Here is a 12,752-nt window from a genome sequence, read left to right as displayed (position 1 = left end):
CATACGGTTTCCGGATGATCGCTTCGCGATGCGGAAACCGGCCTCGCTCAGGCGCCGCGCGGGCTCGTGATACGGTTTCCGAAAGTGATCTTCCGGAAACCGTATCAGGTCAGGATTCGGCGCTGATCGACAGCACGGCGGACAGGGCGCCGAGATCGGGCAGGGCCGCGAAGCCGCCCAGCAGGCCGTAGGCGTCCTCCACCACGGCCGGCGCCATCACGCGGCCGGCGCAGGCGACGAACTTCGCCCGGCGATCCGCCTCGCCGAAGGGCCGCTCGGGATTGCCGACCGCGAGGTCGCGGGCGCCCGCGATCACCCGCCCGTCCGCGAGCACGATCTCGAGCCGCACCGGGGCGGTGCCGATGAAGCCGAGCTCGGCGAGTTCGGGACAGAGGGCCATCCGCACCCGCCCCATCAGCCGCCGGATCGCCGGCGCGGAGAGAATCTCCGCCGTGAAGCTGTCGAGGGTGACGCCGCCCTGCACCAGGGCCGCCGCCAGGGCGAATTCCATCGAGAAGCGGGCCTCGGCGGGGGTGCGCGGATCGTGGCAGACCAGTTCCCGCTCGGCGAGCAGGCTGGTGCCGACGCGGATCTCCGCCACCTGCTCCGCCACGATCGCGTGCTCCCGCGCGAGATCGAGGACGAGGTCGAGGGCCGGATGGGCGCCGCTGCAGCAGGGATAGCGCTTGAAGGCGATCCCCCGCCCGACGAGGTCGAAGGGCCGGCCGAAGACCAGCGGCTCGTCGAGGGCCCGCTGGCGCGCGGCGGGGCCCGCGAAGCAGTCGAGGAACCCGTCCGTGCCCTCGAAGGCCTGCGCGGAGGCGGTGATGCCGGCCATCGCCAGGGAGGCGGCCTCCAGCCCGGCCTGCGCCGCCATGCCGGCATGGTAGGGCTTGGCCTGCGTGCCGAAATTCGCCCGGATGCCGCCCGCCCGCGAGAGGGCGAGTGCCAGGGCGTGGACGATCGTCTCGGGTGCGGGGCGCAGGAGCGCGCAGGCCGCGGCGGCGGCCCCGACCGTGTAGAGCGCGCCGGTGGTGTGCCAGCCGTTCCGCGACGCCTCCGGCATCACGCGCTCGGCGAGGCGGTGCGCCACCTCGACCCCCGCCAGATAGGCGCCGAGCGCCTCGGCCCCGGACGCGCCGCAGCTCTCCGCCACCGCCAGGGCGGCGGGCGCCACCACGGTGGTCGGGTGGCCGATCGTGGTCCAGCTCGTGTCGTCGAAATCGAGGGCATGACCCGACACGGCGTTGCACAGGGCCGCGTTCTCCGGATCGAGCCGCTCCCCCGCCCCGACGAGCGAGGCCGCGCGGGAGACGCTCCTCGCCGCCGCCCAGGCCCTGATGCGGCGGGCGACCGGCTCGCGCGAGCCCGCGAGCGCGACCCCCACGTAGTCGATGAGCGCCTCCTGCGCCGCCGCGACCGTGGCGGCGTCGAGCGCTCCGGCCCGGGAGGCCGTCAGGAACGAGGCGGCCTGTTCGAGGAGCGACGGCACGGGCGCCCTCACAGGATCTGCGAGAGGAAGCTCTGCGTGCGCGGGTCGCGCGGCGCGGAGAAGAAGGTCGCGGGCGGCCCGTGCTCCACGATCACGCCGCGGTCGGTGAAGTAGACGTGATCCGCGACCTCGCGGGCGAAGGCCATCTCGTGGGTCACGAGCAGGCAGGTCATGCCCTCCTCGGCGAGTTCGCGGATCGTGACCAGCACCTCCTTGACGGTCTCGGGGTCGAGGGCGGCGGTGACCTCGTCGAACAGCATCACGTCCGGCCGCATGGCCAGCGAGCGGGCGATGGCGACGCGCTGCTGCTGCCCGCCCGAGAGCTCGCCCGGATAGCTGCCCTCCTTGCCGGAGAGCCGGACCTTCCGCAGCAGGGTGCGGGCCCGCTCCTCCACCTCGCGCCGGTCCTGGCCGAGCACGTGGATCGGCGCCATCATCACGTTCTGCAAAGCCGTCTTGTGCGGGAACAGGTTGTACTGCTGGAACACCATGCCGACCTTGCGGCGCAGCGCCAGCTTGTCGAGCTTCGGGTCGGCCACCTCGATGCCCTCCACCCGGATCGTGCCCGAGGTGATCGGCACCAGGGCGTTGATGCAGCGGATCAGGGTCGACTTGCCCGAGCCGGAGGGGCCGATGATGCAGATCACCTCGCCCTTGCGCACGTCCAGGCTGATGCCCTTGAGCACCTCCAGCGCGCCGAACGACTTGCGCACGTCGATGAGCTGCACGATCGGCTGATCGGGAGTCCAGGCGTTGGCCATCACGGGAATTCTCAGGCGATCTGGAAGCGCCGCTCCAGGCGGGCCGTCCAGCGGTCGATCGGGTAGCAGTAGAGGAAGAAGCACAGGAGGGCGAAGCCGTAGAGCGGCGCGAACAGCTCGGGCCGCCCGCCCTCGGCGGCATGCACCTGCGCGGTGAGGGTCAGCATCTCGGAGACGCCGACGATCGAGGCCTGGACGGTGGCCATGGCCACGAGGGCGTAGAGGTTCATCCAGGGCGGCAGCATGCGCTTGAGGCATTGCGGCAGGATGATCCGCCACAGGGTCTGGCGGCGCGTGAAGGCGAGCGCCTCGGCGGCCTCCCACTGCGTGTTCGGGATGGAGCGCACGGCGCCCCGGACGATCTCCGCGACGTTGGCCATCACCGGCAGGGCGAAGCCGCCGGTCGCCTTCACCCAGTCGGGCAACGGGATGCGCAGGCCGAACACCGTCACCTGGAAGGGCAGCAGGAACATCACGAAGAACAGCAGCACGAGCCAGGGTGCGTTGCGGAACACCTGGGTCGCGAACCAGGAGGCGCCGCGCAGGAGGGGCTGCACCGCGATCAGCCCGAGCCCGAGCCACAGGCCCGCCGCGGTGCCGAGCAGCATCGCCATGAGCGAGATGGCGATGTTGAAGATGAAGCCGGTGAGGAGGAGCGGCGCCCACTTCACCACGACCTCGAGCGGCGCGAGCGCGGCCGGGCCGGCCTGCTGGGCGGCGGCGGCGCCCGAGAGGAGCGCCGCGCCAAGCCCGATCATCAGCCCGTGCACCGGGCGCAGGCGCATCCGCGGGCCGGGGACGGGCCGGACGGGCAGCAGGACGGGCAGGACGCCCCCGGGCTCGCGCGAGGCGCTCATCCGCCATATCCCGGGATGCGCAGCGCCCGCTCCCACCGGTGCATGATCCACACCAGGAGCCCGACCAGGCCCCCGTAGGTCGCCAGCAGCACGAGCATCATCTCCAGCACGTTCTGCGATTCCGACCAGATCTGCTTCACCGCGTAGAGCGTCTCCGGCACGGCGATGGCGTAGGCGAGCGTGGTCGTCTTCAGCAGGTTGATGAGGTTGTTGTTGAGCGCCGGCAGGCAGATGCGCAGGGCGAGCGGCAGGACGACGTACAGGTAGGCCTTGGTGCGGGTGTAGCCGAGCGCCTCGGCGGCCTCGATCGTGGTGCGCGGCACCGCCTCGATTCCCGAGCGGAAGATCTCGACGTTGAAGGCGCCGGCGAACAGCGACAGCGCGAGGATCGCCCATTGCACGTTGCCGAGGATCGGCTCGCGCAGGCCCGAGGCCGTCTCGGTCGCCGGCAGGAGGGTGCCGAGGCCGAAGTAGAAGAAGAAGATCTGCACCAGCGGCGGCGTGTTGCGGAACGCCACCACGAAGCCGTGCACGAGGCCCCGCAGCAGCCGCGACGGGCCGTTCTGCAGGAGCGCCCCCAGCGCTCCGAGGACGAGGCTGAGCAGGATCGTGGAGACGCTGAGGAGCAGCGTCATCCGTAAGCCGCCGAGGTAGCGGCCCCAGTCGTACGGATCGTAGAAGACCGTGAAGTTGAAACCCGTCGTCTCGTAGAGACGCTGGAACCAGTCCGCGATGCCGCTCATGCCTTGAGAGCCTGCCTCATCTCGACAGCCTTGACGGTCGACCGATGCCCCCGGACCTGATCCCGAGGGGCCGCCGCGTGCGGCAGCCCAGGGGGCCCGCCGGGTGGGCGCCTCGGGACGGGGGGAGATCGCCCGATGACGACGGGGGCCTCGCCCGGTCCGGTCAGTTGGTGGCGTTCCTGTACTTGTCGTGCATCGCCCGGGAGTAGTCGGTCGGGGTGATGCCCCACTTCTTCTCTTCCTCGACGATGAAGCCGGACTTCATCCAGTCCTTGGTGGTGGCTTCCATCAGGGTCTGGAGGCTGGTGTTGCCGGTCGCCACCGCCATGATCCAGGGCGCGTCGAGGATGCCCTTGAGCGGCATGGCGTAGTCGGTCTTCCACTCGTCGTCGGTGAGACGGCCCTGAATGAAGGTCTGGTCGTAGAGATAGCCGACGCAGTTGCCCTGCTTGAGCGCGAAGAGCGGCTTCTCGGAGCCGTCGAAGGCGGCGATCTCCGCGCCGTAGGTGCGCGCGACGTCCTTGTTGTACCACGCGCCCGAGGTGGCGCAGACCGGCTTGCCCTTGAGCTGGCTCCAATCCGTGATCCCGGCCTTCTTGGGGATCAGCACGTTGACGTAGTCCGAATAATATTGCGGATCGATGGCCTGCACGACGCGGCGGCGCTCCGGCTTGTCGGAGATCGTCGCGATCAGGAGGTCGACCTTCCCCTGCTGCAGGAACTCGATGCGGTTGGAGGACACCACCGGCACCAATTCGAGTTCCACGCCGAGGCGCTTGGCGACGTCGGCCGCGAGATCGGGTTCGAGGCCGATGATCCGGCCGCTCGGGTCGCGGAAGCCGAAGGGCTTGTAATCCGCCTTCACGCCGACGATCAGCTTGCCCCGCTGCTTGATCGCGTCGACGCCCTCCGCCGCACTCGCGCCGGAGATCGCCGCCAGGGCGGTCGCCGCCAGGGCCAGCGCACGAATTGTCTGTCGCATGGGATCGCACCTCTTTGGCTGTCGGTGAGGAGACGGGAGGGGCGGCGGGCGGTCAACGGCGTGACGCTGCCCGCGCGGTGGTGTCGACCGGAATCTTCGCAGGGGCGGGGCCGGCCCGGGCCGGGGAAAGCAAGCGCCACGCCACGCGGTCAGTCGAACCGCGCGAGGCCGAAGGGCGCCAGGTCGATGCGGCTGCGGCCCTCGGCGAGGAACTCCGCCACCGCGCTGCCGATCCCCGCGGAATGCTTGAAGCCGTGGCCCGAGCAGGCGGACACGACGAGGACCCGATCCTGATCGGGGTGACGGTCGATGATGAAGCCGCGGTCGGGCGTCACCGTGTAGAGGCAGGCCGCGGCCTGAACCGCCCGCGGCGCCACCCCGGCCAGGCGGCCCGCCACGTGGCGGCGGTACATCTCGGCCGATTCCTCCGGCGCGACCGCGCGGTCGATGGAATCCGCGGTGGTGTGCGTCTCGTACTGCTCCGTCGCGACCTTCAGGCGGGCGTCGCCCGGCAGCGGCGGGAAGCCGTAGAGATAGTCGCTGTCGCCCGATCCATGCATCCAGATGAAGACCGGGGCCGTGGGGCCGTAGGCGCCGGCCTCGTCGAGGGCGAACCAGTGCAGCAGCTGCCGGTTGACGGTGAGCAGGCGCTCGAAGCGCGGCCCGAGCAGCGGCGCCGTCCAGGCTCCGGCCGCGACGACCGCCCGGTCGGCGCGGATCGTGCCGTGCGCGGTCCGCACCGCGACCCCCGCCCCGTCCTGCTCGATCCCGAGCACCGCGAGGCCGGTGCGGATGGCGGCCCCGCGCGCCGCGGCGCGCCCGAGCTGCGCGGCGATGCAGCGCTCGGGCAGGACGTAGCCGCCGCCGGGCTCGAAATAGGCCTTCTCGTCCCCGGCGAGGTTGAGGAACTGGGGACAGCGCCGGGCGACGTCCGCGCCGGTGAGCACCTCGTGCGGAATCGCGAAGCTGCGGGCCGCGTCGATCGTCCGGCCGACGAAATCCGGCTTGCCGTGGTGCGAGGTCGTCCCCTGCCCCGGCCCCATCACGAGGACGCCGCAGGCGTTCAGCAGCCTCTCGCCGGTCTCGGCCTCGAGCTCGCGCCAGATCCGGTGCGCCTCGACCACGAAGGGAACGTAGTCGCGCCCCTCCCCGACCGCCTGCCGGGTGATGCGGGTCTCGCCGTGGCTCGATCCCATCGTATGGGGCGGGGCGAAGCGGTCGATGCCGATCACCCGGGCCCCGCGCCCGGCCAGCTGGTCGAGGACGGCGCTTCCCATCGCACCGAGTCCGACCACCACGACATCCGCCCGCTCGCTCATCGTTCCGCTCGCTCTGCCCAGACCTTGCGCAGCAGGAGAATTGCCCAAGACCTGGGCTGGGAGGCAATCCCGCCGAGCCTTTTGAAGCAAGATTGATGGCATGCATGAGTGCTGCTTATGATGGCCGCCGATGGATCCGCTCCCCGATCTCAAGACGCTCCAGCTGGTCTGCGCCGTGGCCGAATCCGGCAGCATGACCGAGGCCGCGCAGCGCTGCGGCCTGACCCAGTCGGCGGTCTCCCAGGCGGTGCGGCGGGCGGAAGCCGCGATCGGCACCGCCCTGTTCGACCGTCAGCGGCGCCCGCTGACGCCGACCGCGGCGGGCCGGCTCCTCATGAGCCGCGTCGCCGACCTCAACCGCGACGTCGATGCTCTCTTCGCCGCCCTGCGCGCCGTGGCGGCGCAGCCCGAGCGGATCGACCTGCGCCTCGGCCTCGTCGATTCCTTCGCCGGGACGGTGGGGGCTCACCTCGTCAAGGAGCTGATCGAGGGCGCGAGCGCGCTGACGCTCACGGCCTGGTCGGGACTGGCCTTCTCCCACACCGAGGCGCTGATGCGCCGGGCGATCGACGCGGCCATCACCTGCGATCCGATGGACGGGTTGTCGGATGTCGAGCGCTACCCGGTCTTCCGCGAACCCTACCTGCTGGCCGTGCCGCGGGGGCTCGGGCCCGATCTCGCCCGGATGAGCCTGCGCGAGATCCTCGCGCGCCATCGGCTGGTCCGGCACAGCGAGCGCTCCTGCGTCGGCCTGCAGATCGAGCGTCATCTCGGCCGCCTCGGCCTGCGGCCGCCGCGGGCCTTCGAGTTCGACACCTCGGACGCACTCGTCGCCATGGTGGCGACGGGGATGGGCATCGCGATCACCACGCCCTTGTGCCTGCTCCAGGGCATCGCGCACGCGGCCGGCATCGCGGTTCTGCCGCTGCCCGGTCCCGCTATCTCGCGCGACCTTCTCCTCGTCACCCTGCGCGGCGAGATCCCGCTGCTCGCGCCCCGGATCGCCGCCCTGTCCCGGGACATTCTCGAGCGTCAGGCCAGGCCGCGCATCGGGGCGCTCGTCCCCTGGCTCGATGCGGCCGAACCCGGCCCGCCTGTCGGCGGCCGGCCGCTTCCGGGGGATCCCGCGCTGCCGTAGGGCCGTGAGGGTTCGTCCCGTCCCGGAACGGAGGGATGGCGGGCCCCAGGCAACCGCGACCAGCTGCGTGCGGCGCTTCCGTTCATGCCGATCAGGCGCGAGGCCAGACCCGCGTAGGCATCCTTCAGGAGATCGAGCATCAGGTGCTCGGCTGCTTCGCGGTGCGCTGGGACCAAGGCTTCGGGGTCCAGTCTCACGGCCAGAAATGAACGCCCGCAGCTTCGGCGAGCCGGGTTGCGCGAGTATCACAACCAGAGATTGAGTATGCGGCTGTGGCAGCGTCTCACCCCGCGCGATCATCCAAACGGACTAGCTCTAGAAGATCGATTGCTAACGATTTGTGTTCAATCTATTCGTGGGCATGGCGGTGCATGACGGACGGGACGACGGGTCCCCGCATGCGCCCGATGCGGGAAGGCGCCAGGCGCATGGTCATCGCTCTCATGGGATCCGCGCTTCTCAGCGGTGCGCTCACGCTCGGTCTGACCGAGCCCGTTCTCGGCCTGAAGACGCTCGTCGCAGCGCCGCTCGGCAGCAGTCTCGCGACCGCGTTCGTTCTGATCTGCGCCTGCATGCGATCGCCCGACCGAAGCGCGCAGTCGAGCGATCACCATCACGAGCCGGTCTGCTAAGGTAAGTTCGGCCAAAACCTCGATGGGGTGATACGGTTTCCGGACGATCACTTTCGGAAACCGTATCACGAGCCCGCGCGGCGCCTGAGCGAGGCCGGTTTCCGCATCGCGAAGCGATCATCCGGAAACCGTATGAGAGACTGTTCGACGCGTTCCAGCGGTTTCGCCGATCCGGTTGATCTCACTCCCCTTCTCATCCTGAGGATCCGTGCATGCGCACGGACCCGCGGCGGCGGGCGGGCCTCCGGGGCCGGGCCGCGCGCTCTGGACTTCCGGTGGTCTTCGTCGTCTTCTGGCGCCGCCGATGACAACCGCCGGAGGAGACGCCCGTGCGCAAGGCAATGGTCTGCGGGATCGTGGTTTTCTGCGCGCTGCTGCCCCTCCGGGCCGGGGCGCAGACCGCGACGAATCTCACCGCGCTGCAGGGATTGGCGCCGGTCAGCGCGCTCTCCCGGACCGCCGAGGGGCGGGCGGCGCTGACCGCCAACCTGCAGGTGACCGGCGACATCCAGTCCGGCGCCCTCAAGCAGCCGCTCCTGCTGCCGTACGCCGAACAGCGCCAGCTCGCCCTGCGCGACTGTTTCATCACGGACGGCAACGCCACCGAGCTGGCCGACGGGCTCGGCAGCAAGCTCGCGGGCATCTACCAGGCCAAGGCGCATTACGCGGATTTCAAAACTTTCACCAATGTGGCGCAGTCGGTGGCCGACCTGATCGGGTACACGAACAACGTCACCAAGTCGGATTCGAATTCGGGCAAGTACTTCTTCGGCAACGGGACCACGAACGGCAAGGTCGCGGTCTCGGAGGCCGCAGCGGCCATCTTCACCGCGCGCGACGGCACGGCCGACGTGTTCGGCAAGGCCTACGAGCGTCCGGCCGGCAGCCAGGGCGCCGACGCCTCCGGCAATTCCCGGCCGTTCCAGACCCTGCCGCACCTCTTCGCCTACCGGGGCGCCGACTATTTCGGACGGCCCTCCCACAGCCTGGACTGGCTGCGGGGGCCGAACCAGGACCTGACGAACAGCCCCTCCTACCCGAGCGGCCACACGACCTACGGCTACACCGAGTCCCTGATCCTCGCGATCCTGGTGCCGGAGCGCTACCAGCAGATGATCGCGCGCGCGGCCGAGTACGGCAACAACCGGATCGTCGTCGGCGCCCATTACGCGATGGACGTGCTCGGCGGACGCGCCGTGGCCCTGCACGCGGTCGCCCACCTGCTGGCCAACGATCCGACCTATGTGGGGCAGATCCGCAAGAACCCGGCGGTCATCAACGAGATGAGCCAGGCCACCAACGATGCGGTTGCCGTGACCGACTACCGCGCGGCCCTGGATGCGGCCCGGGCCGACCTGACGGCCTTCCTGCGGGATGGATGCGGCGGCACGATCGCGGCCTGCGCGGCGAGCGACGAGGGCCGGTTCCGGGACGCGGCGGCCAACGAGGCGCTGGTCAACGCCACCCAGACCTACGGCCTGCCGGTGGTCCATGCCAGGACCGCCCACGCGGTCGAGGATGTGGGCCGGCTCGCACCCGAGGCGGGCTACCTGCTGACCGCCGCATTCCCGGCGCTGAGCCTGGAGGAGGCCAATGCCATCCTCACCGAGACCCAGGGACCGGGCGGCGGCTTCCTGAACGACGGCTCGGGCTTCGGCGTCTATTCGCGGCTGAACCTCTACGCCGCGGCCGGCAAGGCGGCCGCCCTCGCCGCCGGGAAGCAGACGCGCCGGCAATCCGCGCGCTGACGGCCGGTCCGGCGGGCTTCGGGCGCGAACGACCGCCCCCCTCCCCGCTATCCCGGCTCCCCGCCGCGGGCGCGGCGCACGAACGCGTTCATCGTCGCGAGCGTCTGGTCGAAGCGGTTCTCGGCCTCGGCGAAGCGCTGGAAGCCGACGCGCTGCACGAGAATCTCCGGCGGCGTGGGCTCCTGCGCGAAGAGGGCCATCACCTCGGTCATGAACGCGTCGAGCGGTTGATAGCCGGGGCGCGTCGCTTGGCCGGGCGTCAGGTTGGTCTGGACCGCCGGCGGGACGAGCTCGATCACCTCGACCCGGCCCCTGAGCGCCTCCCTCAGAGCGATCGTGTAGGAATGGATCGCCGCCTTGGTGGCCGAGTAGGTGGGCGCCGTGATCAGCGGCACGAAGCCCAGTCCCGAGGAGACGTTGACGATCGCCCCGTCCCCCCGGCGGGTCAGGTGGTCGATGAGCGCGTTCGTCATCCGGATCGGGCCGAGAAGGTTGGTCGCGATGGTCGCCTCGGCGTCGCCGAGATCGCGCTGCGCGTCGAGAACCTCCGAGCGCATGATGCCGGCGTTGTTGATCAGCACGTTCAGCGCCGGGTGCGCGGCGGTCACCTGCTCCGCGAAGGCTGCGATGTCGTCCGCATTCTCGACGTCCAGCGGCATCGCGCTCATCCGCGCATGGCCGGCCACGACCCGATCCAGGGCGTCCTTGCGCCGCCCGGCGACGATCACGGTGTTGCCGAGATCGTGGAAGCGGTGGGCGAGTGCCTCACCGATGCCTGATCCACCCCCGGTGATCAGGATCGTGTTGCCCGTTGGTTTCATCGTGCGCCGTTCCTCGCTCGGGTGACCTCCTGATGATCGGGCGGTCTCTTCCTCCTAGGAAGAAGGCACCGGAAAGATTTATACTGACCAGGCGGAGAGTGACGATCCGGCGGGAGAGTGACGGGATGACGGGCTTGCCCTTCGATGAGCGCACGCTCCGCGAGGCCCGGCGCATCGCCCAGCGGACGCCCCCGGCCGAGACCGATCCCAAGGTGGAGGCGCTCGTCACCGAGCTGATCGGCCGTGTGGCCGACAAATGGACCATGCTGATCCTGGAGGTTCTGCATCAGCACGGCGAGCTGCGCTTCACGCAGCTGGCACGGCAGGTGGAGGGCATCAGCCAGAAGATGCTGACCCAGACTTTGCGCCAGATGGAGCGGGACGGCATGGTCACGCGCACCGTCCACCCGGTCATCCCGCCGCGCGTCGACTACCGGCTCACCGAACTCGGGGCGAGCCTGGGGGCCGCGTTCTGCGGGGTCTGGATCTGGGCCGAGGAGAACCTCGACAAGGTCGAGGCGGCCCGCCGCGCCTTCGACGCGTCCGGCGCGACCGTCCGGCGGTGACCGCGAGCCGGGCCGGCGGCGCTCAACCCCCGTGAACCGCGATGACCGAGCCGCGATACGTCTCGCGGATGAACGCCGCCACCTCGGGCGAGGCGAGAAGGGCGGAGAGGCGCTGCACCCGCGGGTCCGTCGCGAGCGCCGGGGTCGTGACGAAGATGTTGGCGTAGGGATTGTTCTCGGCCTTCTCCAGGGCCAGGGCGTCGGTCGCCGGGGTCAGGCCGGCTTCGAGCGCGTAATTGCCGTTGATGACGGCGAGCGTGACGTCGTCGATCGACCGCGGCAGCTGCGGCGGGGCGACCTGGACGATGCTGATCGCCTTCGGATTGTCGGCGATGTCGGAGGGCGTCGCGAGCTGGCCATCGGCGAGGCCGGACTTCAGCGTGATGAGGCCGCTGGCCTGCAGCAGGTTCAGGGCGCGGCTGAGATTCGTGACGTTGTTCGGCACCGCCACGGTGGCGCCGGCCGGCACCTCGGAGAGCTTTCCGATCTTGCGCGAATAGATGCCAAGCGGCTCGATATGCGTGGCCGCCGTGACGGCGAACGTCGTTCCGAGCTGCTTCTCCTCGCTGCGCAGGTAGGGCCCGTGCTGGAAGAAGTTCGCGTCGGCGTCGCCGTTGAGTACGAGGGCGTTGGGGCGGATGTCGCCGGAGATCTCGATGATCGCGACGTCGAGATCGGGTGCGAGCTTCTGCGTCACGAACCGCAGGATCTCGGCGTGGGGCACGGAGGATGCGACGACGCGCAACGGCGCCGCGGTGGCGGAGCCGGCGAGCGCGGCGAGCGCCGCAACTGCGATCAGGGTCCGTCTGGCGAGGGTGAGCATGGGCGATCCGGGCGGTTGGCGATGACGGATCCGCGGGATCCGCGGGGTGGGACGGGGACGTGCGGTCGCTTCTCCCGGCCCGTGCACGGATGATGTCGGCCGAACTGCACGCAGTTCGGCGAGATCGATCCCGCCTCGCGGCGCGATCGTGCACAGGGGAAAGAAGATCGCACGCATGAAAAACTGACCTTGCTGCATTGCGGAGTCAATGCGATTCGTTTTCTGTTTATCTTGCGACCGAGGAAATGGATTCGCAGTTATGCGTCCCGATCCGATGTGGATCTTCTCGCGGGATCTTCTCGCGATGGCAGGATGCGGAATCTCTCGGCGCGGAAGGGACTCGGACCGTCAGGGGCCGACGATCTGGCGCATGGCGATGATCGTGCGGAAGCTGCGCACGTTCGGTTCGTCGTGGAAGACCTCGCGCGTGAAGGCCTCGTAGGCTTCCATGCCCGAGAGCCGGAGCTGCAGGACGAAATCCACCTCGCCGGTGACGTACCATGCCTCCCTCACCTCGGGCCGGCTCCGCAGGCGGCGCACGAAGGCATCGAGGAGGTCGGATGTCTCGCGCTCCAGCGACACGAGCACGTGGACCGTGAGCGGCGTGCCGAGCACGGCGGGATGCACCACCGCGCGGTCCGCGACGATGATCCCGTCCCGCCGCAGGCGCCGCAACCGCCGCAGGACCGCGCTCTCGGACAGGCCGACCCGCTCGGCGAGCACCCGCGCCGGCACTTGGTTGTCGATCTGAACCTCGGCGAGCAGGGCTCGATCGAAGGCGTCGAGGGTGACGGTTTCCAGCGCGGGACTCCGAAGAATGCCGGAAACAAGCGTAGCACCGCCGGCAATCGGCGCCATCCGTCATTCCGT

Annotated in this window: 13 protein-coding genes; 4 read left to right on the top strand and 9 right to left on the bottom strand. The window is 70.0% G+C overall.

The window, feature by feature from the left end; all coding sequences use genetic code 11:
- Positions 1–109 precede the first annotated feature (109 nt).
- From ACE101_RS11800 to solA, 6 genes are all read right to left on the bottom strand, one after another.
- The gene (locus ACE101_RS11800) at positions 110–1,492 is read right to left on the bottom strand and encodes an MmgE/PrpD family protein (protein ID WP_379129419.1); all 1,383 of its coding nucleotides are present in this window, start codon (positions 1,490–1,492) and stop codon (positions 110–112) included.
- 8 nt (positions 1,493–1,500) lie between these two features.
- Positions 1,501–2,253, bottom strand: coding sequence for an amino acid ABC transporter ATP-binding protein (locus tag ACE101_RS11795; protein WP_379129416.1), 753 nt, complete (start codon positions 2,251–2,253; stop codon positions 1,501–1,503).
- Positions 2,254–2,264: 11 nt separating this feature from the next.
- Positions 2,265–3,110, bottom strand: coding sequence for an amino acid ABC transporter permease (locus ACE101_RS11790; protein ID WP_379129413.1), 846 nt, complete (start codon positions 3,108–3,110; stop codon positions 2,265–2,267).
- Positions 3,107–3,853 carry an amino acid ABC transporter permease gene (locus ACE101_RS11785; protein ID WP_379129411.1) on the bottom strand — a complete coding sequence of 249 codons (747 nt, stop codon included), beginning with the start codon at positions 3,851–3,853 and terminating at the stop codon, positions 3,107–3,109. Before ACE101_RS11785 ends, ACE101_RS11790 begins: the two co-directional genes overlap by 4 nt.
- 163 nt (positions 3,854–4,016) lie before the next feature.
- The gene (locus tag ACE101_RS11780; protein WP_379129408.1) at positions 4,017–4,835 is read right to left on the bottom strand and encodes a transporter substrate-binding domain-containing protein; all 819 of its coding nucleotides are present in this window, start codon (positions 4,833–4,835) and stop codon (positions 4,017–4,019) included.
- A 149-nt stretch (positions 4,836–4,984) separates the two neighbouring features.
- Positions 4,985–6,154 carry an N-methyl-L-tryptophan oxidase gene (gene solA, locus ACE101_RS11775; protein WP_379129406.1) on the bottom strand — a complete coding sequence of 390 codons (1,170 nt, stop codon included), beginning with the start codon at positions 6,152–6,154 and terminating at the stop codon, positions 4,985–4,987.
- A 130-nt stretch (positions 6,155–6,284) separates the two neighbouring features.
- Here solA and ACE101_RS11770 point away from each other — a divergent pair, with 130 nt between their 5' ends.
- The 3 genes from ACE101_RS11770 to ACE101_RS11760 all read left to right on the top strand — a co-directional run bounded on the left by ACE101_RS11770 (position 6,285) and on the right by ACE101_RS11760 (position 9,672).
- Positions 6,285–7,292, top strand: a complete 1,008-nt coding sequence (locus ACE101_RS11770; RefSeq protein ID WP_379129404.1) for a LysR family transcriptional regulator — start codon at positions 6,285–6,287, stop codon at positions 7,290–7,292.
- Positions 7,293–7,720: 428 nt separating this feature from the next.
- Positions 7,721–7,924, top strand: a complete 204-nt coding sequence (locus tag ACE101_RS11765) for a hypothetical protein (protein ID WP_379129401.1) — start codon at positions 7,721–7,723, stop codon at positions 7,922–7,924.
- Positions 7,925–8,265: 341 nt separating this feature from the next.
- Positions 8,266–9,672 (top strand): phosphatase PAP2 family protein, encoded by a 1,407-nt coding sequence (locus tag ACE101_RS11760; RefSeq protein ID WP_379138602.1) that lies wholly within the window; start codon positions 8,266–8,268, stop codon positions 9,670–9,672.
- A 47-nt stretch (positions 9,673–9,719) separates the two neighbouring features.
- On the opposite strand, the gene ACE101_RS11755 is transcribed toward ACE101_RS11760, so the two are convergent.
- Entirely contained in the window at positions 9,720–10,493 is a 774-nt protein-coding gene (locus tag ACE101_RS11755) for an SDR family oxidoreductase (protein ID WP_379129399.1), read from the bottom strand.
- A 125-nt stretch (positions 10,494–10,618) separates the two neighbouring features.
- Here ACE101_RS11755 and ACE101_RS11750 point away from each other — a divergent pair, with 125 nt between their 5' ends.
- Complete coding sequence (locus ACE101_RS11750; protein ID WP_379129396.1) at positions 10,619–11,059, top strand: winged helix-turn-helix transcriptional regulator; 441 nt, start codon at positions 10,619–10,621, stop codon at positions 11,057–11,059.
- A 22-nt stretch (positions 11,060–11,081) separates the two neighbouring features.
- Here ACE101_RS11750 and ACE101_RS11745 read toward each other — a convergent pair whose 3' ends face one another.
- Positions 11,082–11,882, bottom strand: a complete 801-nt coding sequence (locus tag ACE101_RS11745) for a MetQ/NlpA family ABC transporter substrate-binding protein (RefSeq protein ID WP_379129394.1) — start codon at positions 11,880–11,882, stop codon at positions 11,082–11,084.
- A gap of 348 nt (positions 11,883–12,230) precedes the next feature.
- Complete coding sequence (locus ACE101_RS11740) at positions 12,231–12,740, bottom strand: Lrp/AsnC family transcriptional regulator (RefSeq protein WP_379129391.1); 510 nt, start codon at positions 12,738–12,740, stop codon at positions 12,231–12,233.
- Positions 12,741–12,752 lie beyond the last annotated feature (12 nt).

This window comes from Methylobacterium carpenticola, from assembly GCF_042748905.1.
In the GTDB taxonomy this organism is placed as follows: Bacteria; Pseudomonadota; Alphaproteobacteria; order Rhizobiales; family Beijerinckiaceae; genus Methylobacterium; species Methylobacterium carpenticola.
This window is presented reverse-complemented; position numbering and strand designations above follow the sequence as displayed.

What these genes read in the sequence shown, in the direction of transcription:
- ACE101_RS11795 (WP_379129416.1), bottom strand. Translation starts at nt 2,253, where the DNA reads ATGGCCAACGCCTGGACTCCCGATCAGCCGATCGTGCAGCTCATCGAC.
- ACE101_RS11790 (WP_379129413.1), bottom strand. Translation starts at nt 3,110, where the DNA reads ATGAGCGCCTCGCGCGAGCCCGGGGGCGTCCTGCCCGTCCTGCTGCCC.
- ACE101_RS11785 (WP_379129411.1), bottom strand. Translation starts at nt 3,853, where the DNA reads ATGAGCGGCATCGCGGACTGGTTCCAGCGTCTCTACGAGACGACGGGT.
- ACE101_RS11780 (WP_379129408.1), bottom strand. Translation starts at nt 4,835, where the DNA reads ATGCGACAGACAATTCGTGCGCTGGCCCTGGCGGCGACCGCCCTGGCG.
- solA (WP_379129406.1), bottom strand. Translation starts at nt 6,154, where the DNA reads ATGAGCGAGCGGGCGGATGTCGTGGTGGTCGGACTCGGTGCGATGGGA.
- ACE101_RS11770 (WP_379129404.1), top strand. Translation starts at nt 6,285, where the DNA reads ATGGATCCGCTCCCCGATCTCAAGACGCTCCAGCTGGTCTGCGCCGTG.
- ACE101_RS11765 (WP_379129401.1), top strand. Translation starts at nt 7,721, where the DNA reads ATGGTCATCGCTCTCATGGGATCCGCGCTTCTCAGCGGTGCGCTCACG.
- ACE101_RS11760 (WP_379138602.1), top strand. Translation starts at nt 8,266, where the DNA reads ATGGTCTGCGGGATCGTGGTTTTCTGCGCGCTGCTGCCCCTCCGGGCC.
- ACE101_RS11755 (WP_379129399.1), bottom strand. Translation starts at nt 10,493, where the DNA reads ATGAAACCAACGGGCAACACGATCCTGATCACCGGGGGTGGATCAGGC.
- ACE101_RS11750 (WP_379129396.1), top strand. Translation starts at nt 10,619, where the DNA reads ATGACGGGCTTGCCCTTCGATGAGCGCACGCTCCGCGAGGCCCGGCGC.
- ACE101_RS11745 (WP_379129394.1), bottom strand. Translation starts at nt 11,882, where the DNA reads ATGCTCACCCTCGCCAGACGGACCCTGATCGCAGTTGCGGCGCTCGCC.
- ACE101_RS11740 (WP_379129391.1), bottom strand. Translation starts at nt 12,740, where the DNA reads ATGGCGCCGATTGCCGGCGGTGCTACGCTTGTTTCCGGCATTCTTCGG.